This window comes from Streptomyces sp. NPDC018693, from assembly GCF_044391385.1.
Lineage (GTDB): Bacteria > Actinomycetota > Actinomycetes > Streptomycetales > Streptomycetaceae > Streptomyces.
In genome coordinates this window covers 308,378-330,071 of the sequence record NZ_JBIRZZ010000004.1, presented here as the reverse complement: position 1 = coordinate 330,071, position 21,694 = coordinate 308,378, and the positions used below count along the sequence as shown (strand labels likewise).

19 protein-coding genes are annotated in these 21,694 nt (G+C 71.3%); 10 read left to right on the top strand and 9 right to left on the bottom strand.

Features of this window, described 5'->3' with window-relative positions; all coding sequences use genetic code 11:
* Window positions 1-375 precede the first annotated feature (375 nt).
* Genes ACH5AC_RS13455 through ACH5AC_RS13445 form a run of 3 tightly spaced genes read left to right on the top strand, consistent with a single transcriptional unit; the run spans window position 376 to window position 3,102 of the window.
* On the top strand, window positions 376-1,299 hold the full coding sequence (locus ACH5AC_RS13455) for a glycosyltransferase family 9 protein (protein ID WP_398861891.1): 924 nt from the start codon (window positions 376-378) through the stop codon (window positions 1,297-1,299).
* 43 nt (window positions 1,300-1,342) lie between these two features.
* On the top strand, window positions 1,343-2,209 hold the full coding sequence (locus ACH5AC_RS13450; RefSeq protein ID WP_398861890.1) for a glycosyltransferase family 2 protein: 867 nt from the start codon (window positions 1,343-1,345) through the stop codon (window positions 2,207-2,209).
* Complete coding sequence (locus ACH5AC_RS13445; protein ID WP_398861889.1) at window positions 2,206-3,102, top strand: glycosyltransferase family 2 protein; 897 nt, start codon at window positions 2,206-2,208, stop codon at window positions 3,100-3,102. Before ACH5AC_RS13450 ends, ACH5AC_RS13445 begins: the two co-directional genes overlap by 4 nt.
* 52 nt (window positions 3,103-3,154) lie before the next feature.
* On the opposite strand, the gene ACH5AC_RS13440 is transcribed toward ACH5AC_RS13445, so the two are convergent.
* From ACH5AC_RS13440 to ACH5AC_RS13430, 3 genes are all read right to left on the bottom strand, one after another.
* Window positions 3,155-3,358 carry a hypothetical protein gene (locus ACH5AC_RS13440; RefSeq protein WP_398861888.1) on the bottom strand — a complete coding sequence of 68 codons (204 nt, stop codon included), beginning with the start codon at window positions 3,356-3,358 and terminating at the stop codon, window positions 3,155-3,157.
* A gap of 50 nt (window positions 3,359-3,408) precedes the next feature.
* Entirely contained in the window at window positions 3,409-3,735 is a 327-nt protein-coding gene (locus ACH5AC_RS13435) for a DUF3040 domain-containing protein (RefSeq protein ID WP_398861887.1), read from the bottom strand.
* Between the two features lie 567 nt (window positions 3,736-4,302).
* Complete coding sequence (locus ACH5AC_RS13430; RefSeq protein ID WP_398861886.1) at window positions 4,303-5,205, bottom strand: polysaccharide pyruvyl transferase family protein; 903 nt, start codon at window positions 5,203-5,205, stop codon at window positions 4,303-4,305.
* A 354-nt stretch (window positions 5,206-5,559) separates the two neighbouring features.
* On the opposite strand from ACH5AC_RS13430, the gene ACH5AC_RS13425 reads away from it, so the two are divergent.
* Window positions 5,560-6,786 (top strand): alpha/beta hydrolase, encoded by a 1,227-nt coding sequence (locus ACH5AC_RS13425; RefSeq protein ID WP_398861885.1) that lies wholly within the window; start codon window positions 5,560-5,562, stop codon window positions 6,784-6,786.
* Between the two features lie 35 nt (window positions 6,787-6,821).
* Here the strand turns inward: ACH5AC_RS13425 and ACH5AC_RS13420 are convergent, their stop codons facing one another.
* From ACH5AC_RS13420 to ACH5AC_RS13400, 5 genes are all read right to left on the bottom strand, one after another.
* Window positions 6,822-7,049 carry a DUF4333 domain-containing protein gene (locus ACH5AC_RS13420; RefSeq protein WP_398861884.1) on the bottom strand — a complete coding sequence of 76 codons (228 nt, stop codon included), beginning with the start codon at window positions 7,047-7,049 and terminating at the stop codon, window positions 6,822-6,824.
* 63 nt (window positions 7,050-7,112) lie between these two features.
* Complete coding sequence (locus tag ACH5AC_RS13415) at window positions 7,113-8,135, bottom strand: LacI family DNA-binding transcriptional regulator (protein ID WP_398861883.1); 1,023 nt, start codon at window positions 8,133-8,135, stop codon at window positions 7,113-7,115.
* 78 nt (window positions 8,136-8,213) lie between these two features.
* Complete coding sequence (locus tag ACH5AC_RS13410) at window positions 8,214-9,047, bottom strand: ATP-binding cassette domain-containing protein (RefSeq protein WP_398861882.1); 834 nt, start codon at window positions 9,045-9,047, stop codon at window positions 8,214-8,216.
* Window positions 9,044-10,057, bottom strand: a complete 1,014-nt coding sequence (locus ACH5AC_RS13405) for an ABC transporter permease (RefSeq protein WP_398861881.1) — start codon at window positions 10,055-10,057, stop codon at window positions 9,044-9,046. The genes ACH5AC_RS13410 and ACH5AC_RS13405 overlap by 4 nt, the downstream gene beginning before the upstream one ends.
* Window positions 10,058-10,148: 91 nt before the next feature.
* Window positions 10,149-11,165, bottom strand: coding sequence for a sugar ABC transporter substrate-binding protein (locus ACH5AC_RS13400; RefSeq protein ID WP_398861880.1), 1,017 nt, complete (start codon window positions 11,163-11,165; stop codon window positions 10,149-10,151).
* A 247-nt stretch (window positions 11,166-11,412) separates the two neighbouring features.
* Between ACH5AC_RS13400 and ACH5AC_RS13395 the strand changes: the two genes are divergently transcribed.
* A complete protein-coding gene (locus ACH5AC_RS13395; RefSeq protein ID WP_398861879.1) occupies window positions 11,413-11,715 on the top strand; it encodes a putative quinol monooxygenase in 303 nt (100 codons plus the stop codon).
* 7 nt (window positions 11,716-11,722) lie between these two features.
* Here the strand turns inward: ACH5AC_RS13395 and ACH5AC_RS13390 are convergent, their stop codons facing one another.
* Window positions 11,723-14,284 carry a GH32 C-terminal domain-containing protein gene (locus ACH5AC_RS13390; RefSeq protein ID WP_398861878.1) on the bottom strand — a complete coding sequence of 854 codons (2,562 nt, stop codon included), beginning with the start codon at window positions 14,282-14,284 and terminating at the stop codon, window positions 11,723-11,725.
* 444 nt (window positions 14,285-14,728) lie between these two features.
* Between ACH5AC_RS13390 and ACH5AC_RS13385 the strand changes: the two genes are divergently transcribed.
* The 5 genes from ACH5AC_RS13385 to ACH5AC_RS13365 all read left to right on the top strand — a co-directional run bounded on the left by ACH5AC_RS13385 (window position 14,729) and on the right by ACH5AC_RS13365 (window position 21,644).
* Window positions 14,729-15,736, top strand: coding sequence for a LacI family DNA-binding transcriptional regulator (locus ACH5AC_RS13385; RefSeq protein ID WP_398861877.1), 1,008 nt, complete (start codon window positions 14,729-14,731; stop codon window positions 15,734-15,736).
* 309 nt (window positions 15,737-16,045) lie between these two features.
* Complete coding sequence (locus tag ACH5AC_RS13380; RefSeq protein WP_398861876.1) at window positions 16,046-17,344, top strand: extracellular solute-binding protein; 1,299 nt, start codon at window positions 16,046-16,048, stop codon at window positions 17,342-17,344.
* A gap of 42 nt (window positions 17,345-17,386) precedes the next feature.
* A complete protein-coding gene (locus ACH5AC_RS13375) occupies window positions 17,387-18,364 on the top strand; it encodes a carbohydrate ABC transporter permease (protein WP_398861875.1) in 978 nt (325 codons plus the stop codon).
* A gap of 6 nt (window positions 18,365-18,370) precedes the next feature.
* Window positions 18,371-19,258, top strand: a complete 888-nt coding sequence (locus ACH5AC_RS13370) for a carbohydrate ABC transporter permease (protein WP_398861874.1) — start codon at window positions 18,371-18,373, stop codon at window positions 19,256-19,258.
* 88 nt (window positions 19,259-19,346) lie between these two features.
* Window positions 19,347-21,644, top strand: coding sequence for a glycoside hydrolase family 3 N-terminal domain-containing protein (locus ACH5AC_RS13365; protein WP_398862211.1), 2,298 nt, complete (start codon window positions 19,347-19,349; stop codon window positions 21,642-21,644).
* Window positions 21,645-21,694: the final 50 nt, after the last annotated feature.

Below are 21,694 nucleotides of genomic sequence, written 5' to 3'. Positions count from 1 at the left end.
CGCCGACGGGGGTGCGGGGTCACGGGTGGTGGAGAGCGCGTCGGGCGGCAACGCCGAGACAGCCGGAACAGCCGTCCCGGCCGCAGACGGTGCCGCGGGGCGTGCGGAGGGCCCGTCGCGAGGTGGGCGGCCGGGGACGGCGCGGCCTGCGGCGGGCGCGCCGGGGCGCGGGAAGGCGCAGGTCGCTGCCGACGGGGGTGCGGGGTCACGGGTGGTGGAGAGCGCGTCGGGCGGCAACGCCGAGACAGCCGGAACAGCCGTCCCGGCCGCAGACGGTGCCGCCGGGCGTGCGGAGGCGAGGGGTTCGGACGCGGGCGGTGATCGGATGGGCGCCGAGGAGGCTTCGCGGGGCCGTGGTGGGGTGGGGAGGGTGTGGTGAGGGAGCGGGTGGTGGTGCTGCGGGCGTTGGGGCTGGGGGATCTGCTGGCCGGGGTGCCCGCGCTGCGGGGGGTGCGGCGGGCGTTTCCCCGGCACGAGGTGGTGCTTGCCGCGCCCGCCGAGCTCGGTCAGGCCGTCGCCGCGATCGGTGCCGTGGACCGGCTGCTGCCCGCCTCCGCGCCCGGCCGGGCCGTGCCGGACCGCCTCGACTGGACCGGCCCGCCGCCCGAGGTCGCCGTCGACCTGCACGGCAACGGGCCGCCCAGCCGGCGTCTGCTGCTGTCCCTGCGTCCGCGCAGACTGCTCGCCTTCGCCGGTCCGGACGGCCCGCCCTGGTACCCCGAGGAGCATGAACGCGCCCGCTGGTGCCGGTTCCTGGCGGCCTACGGCATCCCGGCCGAGCCCACCGACCTACGGCTGCCCCGGCCGACGGAGCCGTCCCCGGCACCCGGCGCCGTCGTACTGCACCCGGGGGCGGGGGCGCCCGCCCGCTGCTGGCCGGTCGAGCGGTACGCCGCCGTGGCAGATGTGCTGCGGGACCGCGGCCTGCGGGTCGTGGTCACCGGTGGTCCCGATGAGGACGACCTCGTGGCGCGGCTGGCGGAGCGGGCCGGGCTGCCGGACGCGGACGTCCACGGCGGCGGCCCGCCCTTCCCCCGGCTGTCCGCCCTGGTCGCCGGCGCCCGTGCCGTCGTCAGCGGCGACACCGGCATCGCCCATCTGGCCGTCGCCCACGCCACCCCCTCCGTGACCCTCTTCGGCCCCGTCCCGCCCAGCCGCTGGGGCCCGCCCGCCGGCCCACGCCACCGCGCCCTGTGGCACCCCGGCCCGGACGGCGACCCCCACGGCCACCGCCCCGATCCCGCCCTGCTCCGGATCCACCCCGAAGACGTCCTGCACGCCCTGGACGGCCTGCCATGACCGACTTCTCCTCCGTGCCCCTCAACGCCCAGGAACCGCTGCCATGACCGACCCCCGTGTCGGCGTCGTCATCGCCACCCGTGATCGCGCGGCCGGCCTCGCCCGGACGCTGGACCATCTGCTCGACCTCCCCGAACGGCCGGAGATCGTGGTCGCCGACAACGCCTCCAGCGACGGCACCCGGGAGATGGTCGCCCGCCGGTACCCGCAGGTGCGTGTGGTGCGGCTGCCGTCGAACCGCGGGGCGCCGGCCCGTACGCATGGTGTGCGGGCCCTGCGCACCCCCTACGTCGCGTTCAGCGACGACGACTCCTGGTGGGCGCCGGGGGCCCTGGACCGCGCGGCCCGGCTGTTCGACGAGCATGGGCGGCTCGGGCTGATCGCCGGCCGCACCCTGGTCGGCCCCGACGACCGCCCCGACCCCCTCGACGACGTCCTCGCCGGCTCCCCGCTGGGCCCGGCCACCGACCTGCCCGGTACCCAGGTGCTCGGCTTCCTCGCCTGCGCCGCCGTGGTCCGCCGCAGCGCGTACCTCGACGCCGGCGGTTTCGACCCGCTGCTGTTCTTCGGCGGGGAGGAGACCCTCCTCGCCTACGACCTCGCCGCCCGCGGCTGGGGCGTCGTGCACTGCCCGGACGTCGTCGCCCACCACCACCCGGACCCCGCACCCCGCACCGACCGCCCGGCCGTCCAGCGCCGCAACGCCCTGCTGACCGCCTGGCTGCGCCGCCCCCTGCCGTACGCCCTCGCCCGCACCCGCGACCTGGCCGCCGACGCCCGCCACGACCCGCAGGCCCGCCGCGCCCTGCGGGGGACCCTGGCCCGGCTGCCCGCCGCCCTGCGGGCCCGCCGCCCGCTGCCCCCGCATGTCGAGCGGGCCGCCCGCACCCTGGACGGAGCGCCCGTATGACCGACCCGCGCACCACCGTCGTCGTCATCACGCACAACCGCCGCCCCGAACTCCTGCGCACCCTCGACCGGTTGGCGGAACTCCCCGAGCAGCCGCAGGTGATCGTCACCGACAACGCCTGCACCGACGGCACCGCCGCGGCCGTCGCCCGCCTCCATCCCCGGGTGCGGCTGCTGCGCCCCGGCCGCAACCTCGGTGCGGTCGGCCGTAACCTGGCGGTGCGTCAGGTCCGTACGCCCTACGTGGCGTTCTGCGACGACGACTCCTGGTGGGCGCCGGGATCCCTCGCTGGCGCGGCGGAACTCCTCGACCGGCATCCTGGGCTCGCCGGGGTCACCGCGCGGATCGTCGTCGAACCGGACGGCGCGGAGGACCCGATCGTCGAGGAACTGCGCGACTCACCCGTCCCCGGGCCGGACTGGCTGCCCGGCCCGGCCCTCGGCTCCTTCCTCGCCGCCGCGACCGTCCTGCGCACCGACGCGTTCCGCGCCGCGGGGGGCTTCAGTCCCCGGCTGTGGCTGGGCGGTGAGGAGGAACTGCTCGCGGCCGACCTGGCGGCGAGCGGCTGGTGGCTGACGTACGCCGAACATCTGACGGTCCATCACCAGGCGTCCGAGGTACGGGATCCCCGCCTGCGCCGCGAGCACGGCATCCGCAACACCCTGTGGTTCACCTGGCTGCGCCGCCCGGCCGGGCCCGCCCTGCGCCGCACCCTGCACCTGGCCCGCACCGTCCCGCGCGACACCGTCTCCCTGAGGGCCTTCGCCGAGGCCGCCGCCGCGCTGCCGTGGGTGCTGCGGGAGCGGCGGGTGCTGCCCGCGGAGGTGGAGGCCCGGTTCCGGCTGCTGGAGGAGCGCCAGAGCAGGTCGAGGGCGCGAAGGTACACAGGGTGAGCGGGGCCGCGTCCGCTCGGGCGCGGCCCCGCTTCGGGGGTGGGCTCGGGTCCTACTCGCGTTCGCCCTCGGGGCGCTCGCTCTTCGGGCCCCGGCCGCGTTCCGTGCGCGGGCCCCGGCCGCGCCACTGCGGGTCCTCCTGCAGCGCCTCGTTCGCGGTGGCGTTCGCGTCCCGGTCGGAGACCCCCGACCGTTCCGCTTCCTTGCGCAGCCGCGCCCGCCGGGTGTCGTACTTCTTGCTTCCGGGCTCGGGCACCACGATCACCTCCGGCCTCCGGGTCCCCGCCGGCCCGGCGGGCAAACCGCTCAGGACGCGGCCCGCGGGCCGCTCCCCGGCTCAGCCCAACGACACAGCCGCCGGAACGCCGCGTACAGCGTCGCCGGCCAGAACGCGGCGAAGGTCCAGATCACGGCCGGTGCGGAGGTGATGATGCCGGCCACCATGAGGCCGACGGAGACGGCCAGCAGCAGCGCCACGGTCCCCCGGCCGGGCGCGTAGGCCGCGAACCGGGCCAGGGCCGGATACCGGCTCAGGGTGCTCAGGCGCCGGTCCAGACGGCGGTCGCGGCGCAGGGCGCGCTCCATCTCGTCCAGCATGCGCTGTTCACGGTCGGGGAGCCGGCCGGTCGACACGGAAACCTCCTCGCTGACGCCGATCCATTGGACCCGCCCCGGGTGCCCGACCGACACCGGGACTAACGCGAACGGGCCGACGACCGGCCGGAGCCGGAGGTCAGCCGGAGGCGGGGAGGCCGGAGGGCCGGCCGGAGGCGGGCCGATTGGAAAGGCGGGTCGGTGGGTGGGGTGTTCTGGTGCGGGCGGTGGTCGGGAGTCGGTTGGGGGCTGGGGGGTCGGAGGCGGGCCGATTGGAAGGACTGGTCGGTCGGTGGGGTGTTCGGATGTGGGTGGTGGTCGGGGATCGGTTGGAGGCAGGGCGGTTGGGGCGGGGCGGTTGGGAGGTCGGTGGGAGGCGCGCGGTGGTCGGGGCGTGGGTCGGATACGGCGGGCGGTGGTCGGGACAGGGGTCGGACGGCGGGCGTGGTCGGAGGTGGGTGGTGGTTGGGGCGCGGGGTGGACGGCGGGGCGGTCGGAGGTGGAGGTGGGACCTCCGGCGCACCTGCCTTGCGGATCCGCGCCGCGCGGATCCGCGCGACGTACTTGGCCTGCGTGTGCCTGACCGGTGCGTGGTGGCACGTGTGCCTACCCGGCGTGCGGCGGCAGCAGGGCCGTCAGGAGGGTGTCCGCGCTGTCTTGGCAGGGGGTGGCGCGCAGGTGGGTGCGGGCGGTGGGGCGGCCGGAGGTCAGGCACCAGTTCCACCAGCGTTCCAGCGACTCGGTGTCGAGCCGCTCCGCGTCCAGCAGCGCGGGCCAGCCGCAGGCGCGGGCCTGGGCGGTCACCTTGGCGCCGCCGGCGACCGGGTCCACGGCCAGCACGGGCACCCCGGCCCGCAGTGCGAGCACCAGCCCGTGCAGCCGGTCGGTGACGAGGAGGTCCAGCCGGGCCAGTACGGACTCCAGCTGGGCGGGGGTCGCGGCGAGCCGCCAGTCGTGGATGTCGAGCCGGGTCTCCAGCTCCAGCCGGGCACAGTTCCGTCCGGCCAGCCAGCGGGTGATCCGGTCGGCGACCTGGTCGTGGCGGCGCCGGGGGCCGTACTCGTGCTGCCCGTGGGTGAGGACCACCCCGACCACGGGCACACCCGGCGTGGCGGGCGCCCGAGCGGCCAGGTCCACCGTCGGCTCGCTGGCGGGCGTGTCGCGGGCCAGTACCCGGTGGAACCCCGTGACGGCCGCGCCGACCGGGTCGACGACGGAGACTCCGACGGCGATCCGCACACACCCGGCGAACCTCCGGTGCAGCCCCTCGACCTGCGGCCCGTGCAGCGGACCGCACACGAACACCAGGTGCGAGTACGTCTCCGGCCGGGCGTCCGCCAGGGACAGCGCGCCGGGCCGGAAGCCGGGGCTCCAGGCGATGTCGTACGGTATCCGGGCGCCCTCCAGCACGCCCCTCACCCGCTCCAGGGCGAGCACGTCCCCGGCGGTCGCCTCCCCGTCCGGGAAGCTGAACCACCCGGTCAGCAGGATCCGTCGCACCCCGTCCATGGGGCGGACGGGTGCCCCGGCCGACCGGGCGGCAATCACCCGCCGGGGCGGTCTACTGCGCGTGGAAGGTCGCGTCCGCCCGGTCGGCGGCCGTGCTCGGCGCCTGGACGTACAGCAGGTAGTCGTAATCGCTTCGACCGGGCCGCGCAGGACCGGGGCGAGCCTCTCGAACGCATTCGGCCTCGGCGACGCCGAACCCCTCCATCGCCTCGGCGAGGCCCCGCGGATGCCGGCCCGAATTCACGTTTGTCGGCAGGAGCCCAGTCCCGCGCGACGCGTCCACGGTGGCCGAAACAGCCACGTCTGGGGTGACAACTAGCCTGTAAAAACAACCAAGTCGCTACAGTTCGAAACATGCCGATCGGATACCTGGTGGCGATGGCGCTCGTCACATGGTGCACCTTCTTCGCCGCCGTCGCCCCGCGCCGGCCCGGACTGCCGGCCACGCTGAGTTTCCGATTCGGCCTCGCCGCGAGCGAATTGCCCTTCCTCGGCATGTACTGGATCGCCGCCTCCACCTCCCTCGCCCTCGCCCAGGGCGACCTCGCCTCGCCCGGCGGTCTGGCCGGGCTCGCCATGGCCGCCGCCTCCCTGGCCGGGCTGGTGGTCGTCACCCAGCGGGGCGCGCGGGCCCGGCGCGTGCTGGCGGAGGCGCTGCACGACGGCCTCGGCGCCGACTGGCGCTCCGCCCTCGACCCCGCCACCGCGGCAGGGCTGCGCCGTCGGCCGCCGCTCGCCCGGATCCTGCTCCGGCCGTTCCTGGTGCGCCGCCGCGACGTCGAACGGATCCCGGACATCCCCTACGGCGACGCGGGGCGGTACCACCTGCTCGACGTCTACCGCCACCGCTCCCACCCCGAGGGCGCCCCCGTGCTGATCCACTTCCACGGCGGCGGCTACCGCAGCGGCCGCAAGGACCGCGAGGCCCGCCCTCTCCTGTACCGGCTCGCGGGCCAGGGCTGGACGTGCGTCAGCGCGAACTACCGCCTCAAGCCCGACGGGCGCTTCCCGGATCCCCTCGTCGACGCCAAGAGGGTCATCGCCTGGGTGCGCGAGCAGGGCCTCGCCCACGGCGCGGACCCGTCGGTGCTGTTCCTCGCCGGCTGCTCCGCCGGCGGCCACCTGGCCTGCACCGCGGCCCTCACCGCCAACGACCCCGCGTTCCAGCCCGGGTTCGAGCAGGCCGACACCTCGGTCACCGCCGTCATCTCCCTCTCCGGCTACTACGGCAGCGCGGTCGCCGAGGAACCGCCGCCCTCCACACCCGCCGCCTATCTGCGCCCCGACACCCCGCCGGTCCTCCTCGTCCACGGCGACAAGGACGCCCTCGTCCCCGTCGAGAACGCCCGCGCCTTCGCCACCGCCCTGCGCGACACCTCCACCGCCCCCGTCGTGTACGCCGAACTTCCCGGTGCCCAGCACTCCTTCGACCTCTTCCACTCCCTGCGCTTCGAGGCCGTCGTGGACGCCGCCGAGTCCTTCGCCGCATGGGTCCGGGCCACGCGGAAGAGTCAGGAACCGCGCGGGACGGCGGCGGGCACCCCTACGATGCCGACGCGCAACCCAGAACCGCCGCGATGACCCTTCCACCCGCGCGGGGCAGGCCGCGGCCGGGGTCACGCCTCCGGGTCTCCCCCGACCCCGGTCACCTGGACCGGAATCACGACCCGCTCGCCGCGGGCCCGCGCCGTGCACGTTCCGGTCACACCGACCACCGCCTTCAGCGGGTCCGGGCAGGACACGTCGTGGATGTCCCGGCCGACCCACGGAAGCGGGTGGTACCAGCCCTGGATCCGGGTCTCCAGGAAGGAGCCGGCGATCGCCGGGTGACCGTCCACCGTCACACACAGCGAGCGTTGCGCCGCTGGTCGGACCGGGCGATGCGGCGTCCGACGGAGCCGGGCCGGCTACGGCCGCGGCGCGGGTTGCTCGCCCGAGCCCCGGACGATCAGCCGGGTGGCAACGGTGATGGTGCGCGCTCGGGACCGGTCGCCGTCGAGGCGGGCCAGGGCGGTGGCCGCGGCGCTGCGGCCGATCTCCTCGGGGTCCTGGGCGACGGCGGTCAGGGCGGGTTCGAGTGCCTCGGCGAGGGCCACGTCGTCGAAGGCGACGACGGCGACGTCCTTGCGCTTGCCGCGGGCGAGTTCCGCGACGACTCCGAGCGCCATGATGTTGTTTCCGGCGAACAGGGCGGTGGGGGGATCGGCCAGTTCGAGGAGTTGGGAGGTCGCGGCCTCGGCCCCCTGCTGGTCGTGGGCGCTGACGACGAGCGAGCGGTCGTAGGGGATGCCGGCTTCGTCCAGGGCCGCGCGGTATCCGGCGAGGCGTTCACGGCGGGTGTACAGCCTGACCGGCAGGTCGCCGACGAACCCGATGCGGCGGTGCCCGTGGGCGATCAGATGGGCCACGCCGTCCCGAGCTCCCGCCCGGTTGGAGCTGACGATGCTGTCCGTGGACAGACCGACCCCTGGCCGGTCGAGGAAGACGACGGGCAGCCCCGCCGTACGGTGCGACCTGAGGTGGGAGTGGTCGGCGCCGACGGAGGGCACGACGATCAGGATGCTGACGCGCCGGGCGAGGAACTTGGCCGTCAGGGTGCGTTCGCGGTCGGGGTCGTCTGCGGAGGAGCCCATGAGCAGGGTCAGTCCGCGGTCTCGGACCGTGTCCTCGATGCCGCGGGCCACGGCTCCGAAGAAGGGGTTGCCGAGGTCGGGGACGACCAGCCCAATGGTGGTGTCCGGACCGCCGACGCGGATGTTGCGTGCCATGAGGTTCGGCTGGAAGCCCAGCTTGGCAACCGCGGCGAGTACCTGTTCCCGCGTCTGTGCCGAGACGGGTCCGTCCTCGTTGAGGACACGGGAGACCGTCTTGGCGCTGACACCTACTTCTCGGGCGACGTCGGCCAAAGTGGGGCGGCGGTTCGCTGCCATGGAGGAAACCGTCTTCCTGGGTGCTCTCGGGTTCCGGCCGCGGCCTCGGCCGGAACATGCGGGAGCGGTGTCGTGTTGTCAGGTGGCCTGGACTCCCGCGGCCTTCGCGGCCTCGGAGTCCGCTACGACAGTATCTCCGGCCTCGTCGATGCTGAGCGCGCCGGTCATGATGGCGACGACCTCCGCCATGGAGTAGTCGGAGGGCTTGATCAGGGCGGCGCGCCGGCCGAGGCGGTGGACGTGGATGCGGTCGGCGATCTCGAAGACGTGCGGCATGTTGTGGCTGATCAGGACGACCGGCATGCCCTTGTCGCGGACGCGGCGGATGAGGTCGAGGACCTGGCCGGACTCCTTGACGCCGAGGGCGGCGGTGGGTTCGTCCATGACGACGACACTGCGGGCCCAGGCGACGGCGCGGGCGACCGCGACGGCCTGCCGCTGTCCGCCGGACAGGGTCTCGACCGCCTGCGTGAGCGAGCGCAGGCCGATCTTCAGGTCGGCCATGTGCTCGGCCGCCTCCTGGCGCATGCGCTTCTTGTCGAGCATGCGGAAGACACTGCCGAGGACCCCGGGGCGGCGTAGTTCGCGGCCGAGGAACATGTTGGAGGCGATGTCCATGGAGGCGGCCACGGCGAGGTCCTGGTAGACCGTCTCGATGCCGTGGGCGCGTGCGTTCTGCGGGCCGGAGAAGGTGATGGGTTCGCCGCCCAGGCGGATCTCGCCCGCGTCGGGAACCACCGCGCCGGTGAGGGCCTTGATGAGGCTGGTCTTTCCGGCGCCGTTGTCGCCGATGACGGCCAGGACCTCGCCGGGCAGCAGATCGAAGTCGGCACCGTCGATCGCGGTGACGTGGCCGTAGCGCTTGACCAGACCGCGCGCCTGCAGAACGGGGGTCGGAGTGCTGGTGGTCATCGGGCCTTCCTCCGGGAGATCTGGTCGACGGTCACCGCGAGGATCACCAGGACTCCGGTGATGAGGGTCTGGTAGATCGAGGCGACGCCCATCAGCTGCAGGCCGTTGCGGAAGACACCGACGATGAGGACGCCGATGAACGTGCCCAGGACCGATCCGCGTCCACCGAAGAGGCTGGTCCCGCCGAGGACCACGGCGGTGATGCTGTCCAGGTTGTCGGTCTGCCCGGCCTGCGGGTCACCCACTCCGGTACGGGAGATGAGCAGCAGGGCGGCGACGCCGTACAGCAGGCCGGCCACGGTGTAGACGCCGATGGTCAGGCGGGAGGTGCGGATGCCGTTCAGCCGGGCCGCTTCCGGGCTGTTGCCCAGGGCGTACACATGGCGGCCCCAGCTGGTGCTGCTGAGCGCGTAGGCGAAGAGGAGGAACAGGGCGATGGTCACCAGGGAGCCGTAGGTGACGTCGGTGTTGCCGAGCGGGAAGGTCTCGCCGAGGGCCGTCAGAGGGCCGGGCAGATTGGTGACCGTCTGCTCCTCGGAGTAGATGTGGGTCAGCGCGAACGCCACGTTGAGCATGCCGAGGGTGACGATGAACGGCGGCAGCGGGATCTTCTGCACCAGCGCCCCGTTGAGGAGGCCGAAGCCGCCGCAGACGACCAGGCCCAGCGCGATCGCGGCGAGTGGCGGCAGGGAGCCCTCGGCGGCCATCTTGGCGATCACGATGCTGCCGAACGCCATCACGGCCCCGCAGGACAGGTCGATGCCCGCGGTGAGGATGATCAGCGTCTGGCCGATGGCGAGGGTGCCGACGACCATGACCTGCTGCACGATCAGCGAGAAGTTCCCGCCGCTGAGGAACTGGTCGGTCGAGACGGAGAAGAAGACGCAGGCCAGAAGGAGGGCGGCCAGCGGGCCGGTGGTCGGCTGGGTGAGCAGCCTGCGGACCGTGGTCGGTGCCTTGAGCTCGGCGTACGGCGTGGACGTGGAGGGTGGCGTGGACGTGGCAGTCATGCGAGGTCCTTGTCGAAAGACATAAGTCCTTGTCAGTTCTTGTCGGTCCTGGTCGGTCCTGGTCGGTCCCGGTGAACCGGGGGCCGGCGGCTCAGCCCCAGCAGTTCTCCAGGCCGTAGGCCGTGTCCTTGGCCGCGACCCCGTCCTGGGCCTTGTCGGTGATCAGGGTGACGCCGGTGTCGGTGTAACCCGACGCCTTCTGGCCGTCCTTGGCGTACGTCGCGACGGCCTTGACGCCCTCGGCGGCCATCTTCAGCGGGTACTGCTGCGAGGTCGCGGCGATCTTGCCGTCCTTGACGGCCTGGGTGCCGGTGCAGCCGCCGTCGACGGAGACGATCAGGACGTCCTTCTCCCGGCCCTTGGCCTTCAGCGCGGTGTACGCGCCCAGCGCGGCCGGTTCGTTGATGGTGTAGACGACATTGATGCCGGGCGACTTCTGCAGGCAGTTCTCCATCGCGGTCTGGCCCTTGGCCTGGTCGCCGCCGGTGTCCTGGGCGCAGACGACGTCCTTGTCGGTGGCGCCGAAGCCCTTCAGGAAACCGTCGTGGCGCTGGACGCCGACGGAGACGCCGGGCGCGAGGTCGAGCGTGGCTATCTTCGCCTCCTTGCCCTGCATGGCGGCCTTGGCGTACTGGCCGATCAGCTCACCCGCCTTGAAGTTGTCGGTGGCGAACAGGGCGTCGACCGCGCTCTCCGGCTCGGTCGGGGTGTCCAGGGCGATGACCAGGACGCCCTTGGCCTTGGCCTTCTCGATCGCGGGCACGATCGCCTTGGAGTCGCTCGGCGTGATCAGGATGCCCTTCACTCCGGAGGCGACCATGTTCTCCATGGCGGTGATCTGACCGGCGTTGTCCCCGTCGAACTTGCCGGCCGCGGTGACCAGTTCGACGCCGTTCTCCTTGGCGGACGCCTCCGCGCCCTCCTTCATCTTGACGAAGAACGGGTTGGTGTCGGTCTTGGTGATCAGACCGACCTTGACGCTGCCCGATCCGGAGCTCGCGGTGTCCGAACCGGATCCGGATCCACAGGCGGTCAGGGTGAGGGCCGCGATGCCCGTGCACGCGGCGGCTCTGAGCAGGGAGGAGGGCAGACGAGAGATGCGAGACATGGACAACTCCTGCGGGTTCGCGGGTGAGCGGCCGGCATCGGGGCATGCCGTCCCGGGGTGCCATCGTTGACTTATGTCATCGTTGACACTGCTTGGCGAGGATGATGGACTCCGGCTCCGGGCAACGTCAATGCCTTGCACCCGTCACGAATCGGCAACGCCCGCGGCCGTCGCCCGCCCGAAGCCGCTGAGTGGCTGCCCGCACGACGTCCGTCCGGTCCGTACGTTCCAAGAGAAGGGCAACCCGATGAACAAGACCCTGCTCGCCGAGTTCACCGCCCGGGAGGGAGCGGAGGACGAGGTCGCACGCCTGGTCCGGGACTACGCCGCCAAGGTGCGCGAAGAGGAAGGCAATCTGGCCTTCGACGTCTACACCAAGGCGGCCGCCCCGCGCGCCTACTGGATCTTCGAGGTCTACCGGGACGAGGGCGCCTTCCAGGCGCACCTGGCCGCCCCGTACGGCGCCCCGTTCAACGCCGCCCTCACCCCGCTGATCGAGGAGGACGCCTCCGTGCTGACGTTCCTCGACCCGCTGGCCGCGCGTCCCTAGGAACAGGTCACGGCCAGATGGACGTCAGCTGCCACGCCTGCATGCGGTCGAGGGTGGCGGTGCCTCCTTCGGCGAAGACCTCGACGCCGGTGCTGGAGGGGTCGGGGAAGATCTGGTCGGTGATCACGGCCTCGCCGCCGCCGCCGAAGACCTCGACGGACGACCGGTCGACGAGGATGCGCAGCTTGACCTTGCCGTTCCTGGGCTTCAGGGGTGCGGTCTGGACGCCGGTGGAGAAGGCGTTGTGGAAGTCCACGGCGCCGGAGCGGGTGCGGTCGACGTACAGCTCCTGCGTCGTGGCGTCGTATCCGATGACGGTCTCCTCGCCGCCTGCGCCGGTACGCACCTTCAGGCCGAAGCGTTCGGCGTCGCTGAGGGAGAAGGTCGCCTCGATGTCGAGCGCCTCGCCCTTGGCCGCCGGGGCGATCAAGGGCTTGGAGGTGCTCTTGACCGTGACGCCGGTCGCGGTCGTCGGGCGCTTCTCACGCAGGGACTTCACGCTGTTCACCGGCTCGCTGGTCAGCATGACGCGGCCGTCGACGGTGCGCAGGGCCATCTCGCGGGGGATGCTCTGGGCGCCGCGCCAGGGGGAGGTGGGGGTGGAGCCGGCGTAGTCCCAGTTGCTCATCCAGCCGATCATGTACCGCTTGCCGCCCGGCGCGTTCTCCCAGGACACCGCCGCGTAGTAGTCCTTGCCGTAGTCGGCCCAGTCCGCGCGCTGTACGACGGATTTGGCCGGCTTGTCCGCGGTGGTGAACTGGTCGGCCAGGATGTGGCCCCAGCCGCCGGTGTTCATGTCGACGACCTGTATCCGCGCCTGCTTGCCGGCATACGGGCGCATGTCGAAGGACGCCCAGTCCAGGATCTCGCTGTCGGCGCCGGTCGCGCTGCGGACGACCTCGCCGTCGACGAGCAGATTGACGGACGTCTCCTGGGAGACACGCTGGGCCCGGGTGTCGGACAGCACGATGTGGTCGACGTTGATATGGCCCCAGCCACCGGTGTTGTCGTCGACGATCCTGATGCGCGCCGTCTTGCCGGCGAGGTCGTTGACGTCCCAGGACGCCCAGTTGAGCGCCTCGGCGTCCATTCCCGTGGCGCTGCGGACGACCTGGCCGTCCACGAGGAGCTCGACGGCGGTGGGGTTGTCGGAGCCGGCCGGGTGGTTGCCGCCGCCGACGAGGAAGTTGATGTGCTTCTTGGCGATGGTGAATTCGGGCGACGTGAGGGTGCCGGTGGTGGAGTCGCCGTTCAGGAAGGTGTTGACCAGTCCGGCTCCCAGGTAGCCGGAAACCTGGTTCTGGTGGGGGAGCGTGCCCGTGGCCGGTGCGGTGCCGAAGGCGTCCCCCGTCGCCGTCCAGTCGCCGTAGGTGCCGCCTTCGAAGTCGGCGAGGACCGTGCCCTCGGGCGGAGTCCCGTCCATGACGGTTCCGGCCTCGTGCGGATGCCGCCCTCCGCCGATCTTGAAGTTCAAGTAGGGGCTGTCGACGGTGAATTCGGGCGAGGTCAGGGTGCCGGTGGTGCCGTCACCGCCGTGGAAGCTGTTGGCGAGGCCCTTGCCGTCGAACCCGGTGACGGTCCCCTGCCAGTCCACCGTTCCGGCTGCCGGTCCCTGGCCGAACGCGGTTCCGGTGGTCGTCCACTCACCGAAACCGGTGTCCTCGAAGCCCTGCAACACCGTGCCGGTGGGCGGCGTGTACGTGCCCTTGTCCTCGGCGGTGAACTTCGTGCCGTCGAAGTCGCCGATGAAGTACTGGGCGGCCGAACCGCCCGCGATGCCACCGGGGTTGATGTTGACGACCAGGACCCACTTGATGTTGTCCGGGTCGCCGTCGACCGCGAGGGGGAACAGGTCGGGGCACTCCCACACGCCACCCGTGGCGCCCTCCGGCCCGAACTCGCTCAGCAGATCCCAGTCCTTGAGGTTCTTGGACGAGTAGAACCGCACCTTGTGCTCGGCGGACAGGGACACCGTCATCAGCCAGCTCTTCGTCGGCGCGTACCACTGGACCTTGGGGTCGCGGAAGTCGGTGGAGCCGATGTCGATGACGGGATTGCCCTGGTACTTGGTCCAGGTGCGGCCGCGGTCGGTGCTGTAGGCGAGCGACTGGGCCTGCTTGCCACCGCTCTTGTAGGCGCTGGTGTAGATCGCCACCATGGGCGGGTTCCTCTTCGTGCCGAACCCGGTGGTGTTGTTCCAGTCGACGACCGCGCTGCCGGAGAAGACCATCTCCTCGTCGTCGTGCGACAGGGCGAGCGGCAGTTCCTCCCAGTGCACGAGGTCCCTGCTCACCGCGTGCCCCCAGGACATGTCGCCCCAGGAGTTGCCGTTCGGGTTGTACTGGTAGAAGAGGTGGTACTCGCCCTTGTGGTACACGAGGCCGTTGGGGTCGTTCATCCAGTTCTGCTCCGGAGTGAAGTGGAACTGGGGTCGGTGGGTCTCGGTGTACGCCGGGGTGTCGGCGGCGACGGCCCGGGGGGCGAGTGGCGCGGCGGACAGGGCGCAGACCGTCGCCACCGCCGCCATCAACCGCACGCGGGCATGCCGGGGTACACGTACAGAGCTCATGGTGTCTCCTAGTCCGCGGCCGTCCGCGCAGCGGTGACTGAAGCCCTGGCGCGAACGGGCCGAAAAGTGACGACCCCGGCCGGCGCCGACGTCCACGACGCCGGCCAGGAGGTGTCATCGTTGACTTGTGTCAGCGATGACATCGAGTGCCCGATTATGAGGCGCAATCCGCCCGCTGCGTCAACGGTGCGGGCGCAACGGGCGGCAGCCGGGCAGGTCAGGGCGGGTGGCGAACCCGGCGGGCCGCCATGGTGCCGTCGAGGTCTGTAAACGAGTCGTTTCCGGTGTGTTGACCGGTCGGCCCTCTCGGTGCTTCACTTCCGGAACCGGTACCGAAACCGGTTCCGGTACCGATTCCGGTACCGGTTCCACGAGCCTCTGTACGATCGGCTCTTCGGTGCGGGAGGACGTCTTCCGCCTCTGCAGGAAGGGAGGGGAGGTGACATGGGAGTCACTATCGCCGACGTGGCCGCGCGGGCCGGGGTCAGCAAGACGACGGTCTCGCGGGTGCTGAACGGCAAGGGCGAGATCAACGAGAACACCGTCTTGAAGGTCCGCCAGGCGATCTCGGAGCTCGGCTATGTGCCGAGCGCCGGGGCAGTGGGGCTCGCACGCGGCACGACCCAGATGATCGGCATGCTGGTCCCCGACATGGCCTGGGCCTGGGCCGGCATCGTGCAGGCGGTCGTCGAGACGCTGGAGACCGAGGGCTTCGGGCTGCGCATGCTGACCTGGAACCGCGGTGAGGAGTCACTGCGCAGGCTGGGCCTGCAGGTCGCCGCCAAGTCGTTCGACGGTCTGCTGGTGATAGAGCCCGAAGGTGCCCTGGGGTACATCACGGAACTGCACGAAGCGGGGCTGCCCGTGGTGCTGATCGACGACCGTTTCCACCGGCCGGGATTCCCCTACGTGGCCACCACCAACCGGGAGGGCGGTGAGCAGGCGGCACGCCACCTGCTGGACCTCGGCCGCCGTCGACCTCTGGTGGTGACCGGGCCCGAGGAGTACGGCTGTACTCAGGAACGGCTGGGCGGCTTCGTCGACGTCTATGCGCAGGCCGGCATCCAGCTCGACCCGCGCAGCATCATCGGAAGTGACTTCATGTTCGACAGCGCCCGGGGCGCGATCGCGGGGGCTCTCGCGGACGGCGTGGAGTTCGACGCGGTCTTCGGGCACAACGACCCCACGGCGGCCGGCGCGCTCGCCGCCCTGCACGAGGCCGGCCTTCGGATTCCGCAGGACGTCGCCGTGGTGGGGTTCGACGACATCGAGCTGGCGTCGTACACCTATCCGGCACTGACCACCATCCGTCAGCCGATGCGGGAAATGGGTGAGGCTGCGGCCCGTCTGCTCCTCGACCATGTGCGCAGGTCGCCCGAGGCCGCCCCCTCGCGCATCATTCCCACCAGCCTCGTGATCCGCGACTCGACGTCGGACCCGAGCGTGAACTGACGAGGCATCCTCGCGTTGCGCACCGCGGTGGCGCATCGCAGGCGGGCGGTGTGTCGCCGGTGAGTGACGCACCGCCCCTGTCTCCCCGACACCTCGGCGAACCCCTTCGGCGGCCTCGCCCTCCTCGCAACTCCCTGCGGCTGCACCCGCGTTCGCGCCGCCCTGTCCACACGTACCCTTCGGCCCTCGCGTTCCCGATCCGGGACGCCGAACGGTAGGCCCGGCACACCCCCGCCCGGCCGCTGCCCACTCAGCGTCACCCTTCGCCGCCCCCCGCCTCCGTATCGCTCAACGGCAAGGAGCCGCACCATGCGCATCACCACCCGTCACACCGTCAGAACCGTCCAGACCCTGTGCGTCACCGTCACGGCAGCCCTGGTGGCCACCGGCTGCGGCCGGAGCGAGGATTCCGGCCCCGGCAACGACGCCCCCGCCGAGATCGGCGCGGGCAAGGCCACGGGGACGGTGGTCATGTGGAACCTGGGCGACATCGAACCCGCCCTGAAGGACATGGCCAAGAAGTTCGAGCAGGAGAACCCGGACGTCGACATCAAGATCACCGCGGTCCCGTGGGACGCCGCCCACGACAAGCTGACCACCGCGATCGCCGGCGGCAACACACCGGACATGTCCATGATCGGAACCACCTGGATGGCCGAGATGGCCGCCATGAACGCCTTCCAGGCCACCCCGACGTCGATCAAGTCGTCGGACTTCTACCCCGGCCAGTGGGACACCACCAAGTACAAGGGCACCTCCTACAGTGTCCCGTTCACCGCCGACACCTCGGTGGTCTACTACCGGACCGACCTCACCACGAAGGCCGGTGTCGAGGGCGCCCTGGCCGGTGACCGGGACGGATACATCAAGGACCTCAAGGCCATCCAGGCCACCGCCGGCAAGCAGAACCCCGAGCTGCGCCATGCCACCGGGCTGGTGATGGGTTTCAACGCCTGGATCTCCTGGCTGCCGATGGTCTGGCAGCAGGGCGGTGACATCTACGACGCCGAGACCGGGAAGTTCACCTTCGACTCGCCCGAGGTCGCCAAGTCGCTGGAGTACTACGCGAGCGTTCCGCAGCAGGGCCTGGCGCCGACCGACAGGGCGGACAACATCCAGGGCTTCCGGGACGGGCTGATCGCCGTCTACCAGGAGGCCCCGTGGGCCGGTGCCACCTTCCACAAGGACGCCCCGGAGCTGGACGACAAGTGGAAGACGATGCCGGTGCCGTACTCCGAGCAGCCCGCCGGGTTCGCCGGCGGCACCGACCTGGCGGTGTTCAAGGAGGCCAAGAACCCCGACGCGGCCTGGAAGTTCGCGCAGTTCCTGACCGAGCCCGCCAACCTCGCGGCCTATGCCAAGGCCACCGGCGGCCTGCCCCCGTCGCCCCAGGCGTGGGCGGAGGGGAAGCTGAGCGAGGACGAGAACATGAAGGCGTTCGACGCGCAGCTCAAGGTCAGCAAGGCGCCGCCCGCCATCACCACCTGGCAGCAGATCGCCGACACCATCGACTCCGAACTGGAGAAGCTGGCCCTCGGCAGGGCCACCGTCGCCGAGGTGCAGAAGGCTCTGCAGTCCAAGGCCACCAGCATCGGCACCGGCCGCTGACCACCGCCCCGTGAGCACCCCTCGTACGGACGGATGACATCCATGTCCACGAAAACCCTCCCCGGGCGCGGCGACACCCACGAACAGAGCGGCGCCGGCCCGGAACGGAGCGCCGATCGCCGGCGCTCCGCGCGCCGGGGCGCGGCGCGGGGCAGGCAGGCCCGGGCCGCCTGGCTCCTCGCCACCCCCTTCCTCGCGCTGTTCGCGACCTTCATGCTGCTGCCGGTGGTGTGGTCGCTGCTGATGAGCCTGACCGACACCAAGAGCGCCGACCTGCGCACACCCCTGAACGTGTCGTTCACCGGCCTCGACACCTACACGCGGCTCTTCCAGGACGACCAGTTCTTCACGGCCCTGCGCAACACGGCCGTGTTCGTCTTGGCGGCCCTGCCCCTGACGCTGGCCGCCGGGCTCGCGGCGGCGGTTGCCCTCGACCGGGGCATCCGCCGCTTCCGGGCCGTCTTCCGGGTCGGCTTCTACCTGCCGGTGATCACCAGCATCGTGGCCGTCGCCGTGGTGTGGAAGACGCTCCTCGAACCCCGCGCGGGACTGGTGAACCTCGTCCTGGGCTGGTTCGGGATCGACGGTCCGGCCTGGCTGGCGGACACCCGCTTCGCCCTGCCCGTCATGATCGTGATGGCGGTGTGGCGCAACCTCGGCACCGTGATGATCATCATGCTGGCGGGTCTGCAGTCCGTCCCCCAGTCCCTGATGGAGGCGGCCGAACTCGACGGCGCCGGGCCCTGGCAGCGGTTCTGGCGGGTCACCTTCCCGCTTCTGCGCCCCGCCCTGCTGCTCACCGCCGTGACCACCGGCATCGGCTATCTGCAGTTCTTCGACGAGCCGTTCGTGATGACGGGCGGCGGGCCGCTGGACTCGACCCTGTCGGCCACGTTGTACGCCTACAACCAGTTCGGCAACGGCAACTACGACATGGCGTCGGCCGCGAGCTACGTCATCTTCGTCCTCATCGTGGCGCTGACCGCACTGCAGTTCCGGCTGCTGCGAGACAAGGACTGATGCCCCATGAGTACCCTCTCCACCCTTCCGGCGGCACACCCGGGCACGGACCGCACCCTCAGGCGCCGCCGCACCAGGCAGACCTGGGGCCGACCCTGGCTGTACATACCGCTCGCCGGCGCCCTGCTGCTGATGATCGCGCCGTTCCTGTGGATGCTGTCCGGCTCCTTCAAACCCGAGGCCGACATCCGCAGGGTCCCGCCCGTCCTGCTCCCCACGGAGCCCACGACCGCCAACTACGGTGAGCTGTTCAGCAGGCTCGACTTCACGAGCATGTTCGCCAACTCCGTGATCGTGGCCCTCGCGGTCACCGCGGGCAATCTCCTCTTCTGCTCGATGCTCGGATACGCCCTGGCCAAGTTGGAGTTCCGCGGACAGCGCGCCGTCTTCCTGCTGGTCATGGGGACACTCATGATCCCGGGCCTGGTCACCTTCGTACCGCTGTACGTGCTGGTGTCCAACCTGCAACTGACCGGCTCCCTGGTCGGGTTGATCCTGCCGTTCCTGGCCGGCCCCTTCGGGGTGTTCCTGATGCGGCAGTTCATCTCGACCCTGCCGGACGAGCTGATCGACGCCGCCCGCGTCGACGGCTGCCGCGAACTGGCCATCTTCGCGAGGATCATCCTTCCGCTGACCAAGCCGGCCCTCGCCACCCTGGGGATCATCACCTTCCTCGGCTCCTGGAACAACTTCCTGTGGCCCCTGGTCGTGGCCCAGAACGAGAGCCAGTACACCCTCCCCGTCGGCCTCGCCCTGGCGAGCAGCGGACAGTCCTTCACCCGCTTCGGCATCCTGCTCGCCGGTGCCGTGGTCGTCCTGCTGCCGGTGATGATCGTCTTCCTGCTCTTCCAGCGCCAGTTCGTGGCCGGCATCGCCACCACCGGCCTGAAGTGACACCCGGGCGGCAGCCTCCCCGTGACCAGGCGCACGCCATCGCCGATCAACTCTCTGACCCCGTACGACTCATCACTTGGAGAACACAGTGGGACAGCCGGTCCGCCCTGCCGCGTACCTGGATCCGGAAGCGACCGTGGAAGCGAGAATCGAGGACCTGCTGTCACGGATGACCCTGCCGGAGAAGGCCGGGCAGTTGCTGATGCTCGACGCACAACACGGGGACCTGGCGGACATCGTGTCGGCCAGGCTGGCCGGATCGGTCCTGCACGTGTCTCCCGACCAGATGGCGCAGGCCATGGACCTGGCCGGACGGACACGGCTCGGCATTCCGCTGCTGACGGCCGACGACGGCATCCACGGCCACTCCTTCTGGCCGGGCGCGACGATCTTCCCGACCCAGCTGGCCATGGCCTGCACCTGGGACCCCTCCCTGCTCCACCGGGTGGCCCGTGCGGCCGCGACCGAGATCGCGGCGACCGGCATCCACGGGACGTTCTCCCCGGTGCTGTGCATCACCCGCGACCTGCGCTGGGGCCGGATCGACGAGACGTTCGGCGAGGACCCCTTCCTGATCGGTGAGTTGGGGGCGGCGATGGTGCGCGGCTATCAGGGTGAGGGCCTCAGCGACCCGACAGCCGTGCTGGCGTACGCCAAGCACTTCGCGGGCTACTCCGAGACCCTGGGCGGGCGCGACGCGAGCGAAGCCGATCTCAGTCCGCGCAAGCTGCGCTCGTGGTTCCTGCCCCCGTTCGAGCAGGCGGTTCGGGCCGGCTGCCGCGCCGTCATGCTGGGGTACCAGTCGATCGACGGTGTGCCCATCACCGCGAACGAGTGGCTGATCAACGATGTGCTCAAGGGCGAATGGAGCTTCACCGGGACGCTGGTGACCGACTGGGACAACGTCGGCCGGATGGTCTACGACCAGCGGACCTGCGCGGACTACGCCGAGGCGGCGGCGGTCGCCGTCAACGCGGGCAACGACCTCATCATGGCCACGCCCGCGTTCTTCGAGGGCGTGCAGGAAGCGGTCGCCCGCGGCCTGGTCGAAGAGAAGCAGATCGATGACGCGGTACGGCGGGTTCTGCGCCTGAAGTTCGAGCTCGGGCTCTTCGAGGACCCCCGCACCCCCGACCCCGAGCGGCAGGCGCGGGTGATCGGCTGCCGCGCACACGCCGACCTCAACCTGGACACCGCCCGACGCTCCCTGGTGCTGCTGCGCAACGACGGGATCCTGCCCCTGGAAGGCGGGTTGAGCTCCGACGGAACCGGCCGCGCCGCGAGCCGGGGCGCACCGCGGACGATCGCTGTCATCGGCCCGAACGCCGACAGTACGGAAGCCATGCTCGGCGACTGGGCGGGTGCCACCGGCCAGGTCCCGTGGATGCCCGAAGGACATCCACGGGAGTCGGTGGAGACGGTGCTCGACGGCCTTCGTGCCGTCGCACCCGCCGACTGGACCATCACGCACGCCCGAGGAGCCGACATCGAAAGCCCCGACCAGGACACGGGGTGGTCCACGGGGCCCGACGGCCAACCACAGCCGACCGTTTTCACCCCCGCCCCGGTCGACCGGGCACAACTTCGGGCGGCCACCGCTGCCGCGGAGGCCGCCGACTACGCCGTCGTGGTCGTGGGGGACACCATCGCCCTGACCGGCGAGGTCCGCTCCACGGCCACCCTCGACCTCCAGGGAGGCCAGATCGCTCTGCTGGACGCGGTCGCCGCCACCGGCACACCGATGATCGTCGTACTCGCCCAGTCCAAGCCGAGCACCCTCCCGGACTCGGCACTGAACGCGGCAGCACTCATCGAGGCGTTCAACCCGGGCATGCGCGGCGGCCGCGCCGTCGCCGAACTCCTCCTCGGACTCATCGAACCGAGCGGCCGGCTCCCCGTCTCCTTCGCACGCCACGTCGGACAGCAACCGGTCTTCTACAACCAGGTGCGAGGCCAGCACGGGAACCGCTACGCGGATCTCACCCAGGACCCCCTGTTCGCGTTCGGCGAGGGCCTCACCTACACCACCGTCACCTACTCCGACCTCGTCGTGCGCGACCCGGACGTCCCCGCCGACGGCACCGTCGACGCCACGGTACGACTCACCAACAGCGGCAGCCGTCCGGCCCTGGAAACGGTCCAGGCATACATCAGCGACCTGACCACCAGCGTCACCTGGGCCGAGCAGGAGCTGAAGGCGTTCACCCAGGTCGAAGTCCCTCCCGGCGAAACCCTGGACGCCACCATCAGCATCCCCGCCGCGCGGTGCTCGCTCGTCACGGCCGACAACCGCCGAGTGGTCGAACCAGGTGAGTTCGAGCTCCGAGTCGGCCCCAGCTCACGGCGGGAGCACCAGCTGAGCGCAGGGTTCCGCATCCGGGCCTGAAGACCCGCATGCGGGCTTGAAGACCCCTTCAGACATACCGAAAGGCACGC

Coding starts and splice junctions, on each gene's coding strand:
- ACH5AC_RS13450 (WP_398861890.1), top strand. CDS start 1,343: ATGACCGACCCCCGTGTCGGCGTCGTCATCGCCACCCGTGATCGCGCG.
- ACH5AC_RS13445 (WP_398861889.1), top strand. CDS start 2,206: ATGACCGACCCGCGCACCACCGTCGTCGTCATCACGCACAACCGCCGC.
- ACH5AC_RS13430 (WP_398861886.1), bottom strand. CDS start 5,205: ATGGACGGGGTGCGACGGATCCTGCTGACCGGGTGGTTCAGCTTCCCG.
- ACH5AC_RS13425 (WP_398861885.1), top strand. CDS start 5,560: ATGCCGATCGGATACCTGGTGGCGATGGCGCTCGTCACATGGTGCACC.
- ACH5AC_RS13415 (WP_398861883.1), bottom strand. CDS start 8,135: ATGGCAGCGAACCGCCGCCCCACTTTGGCCGACGTCGCCCGAGAAGTA.
- ACH5AC_RS13410 (WP_398861882.1), bottom strand. CDS start 9,047: ATGACCACCAGCACTCCGACCCCCGTTCTGCAGGCGCGCGGTCTGGTC.
- ACH5AC_RS13405 (WP_398861881.1), bottom strand. CDS start 10,057: ATGACTGCCACGTCCACGCCACCCTCCACGTCCACGCCGTACGCCGAG.
- ACH5AC_RS13400 (WP_398861880.1), bottom strand. CDS start 11,165: ATGTCTCGCATCTCTCGTCTGCCCTCCTCCCTGCTCAGAGCCGCCGCG.
- ACH5AC_RS13395 (WP_398861879.1), top strand. CDS start 11,413: ATGAACAAGACCCTGCTCGCCGAGTTCACCGCCCGGGAGGGAGCGGAG.
- ACH5AC_RS13390 (WP_398861878.1), bottom strand. CDS start 14,284: ATGAGCTCTGTACGTGTACCCCGGCATGCCCGCGTGCGGTTGATGGCG.
- ACH5AC_RS13385 (WP_398861877.1), top strand. CDS start 14,729: ATGGGAGTCACTATCGCCGACGTGGCCGCGCGGGCCGGGGTCAGCAAG.
- ACH5AC_RS13380 (WP_398861876.1), top strand. CDS start 16,046: ATGCGCATCACCACCCGTCACACCGTCAGAACCGTCCAGACCCTGTGC.
- ACH5AC_RS13375 (WP_398861875.1), top strand. CDS start 17,387: ATGTCCACGAAAACCCTCCCCGGGCGCGGCGACACCCACGAACAGAGC.
- ACH5AC_RS13370 (WP_398861874.1), top strand. CDS start 18,371: ATGAGTACCCTCTCCACCCTTCCGGCGGCACACCCGGGCACGGACCGC.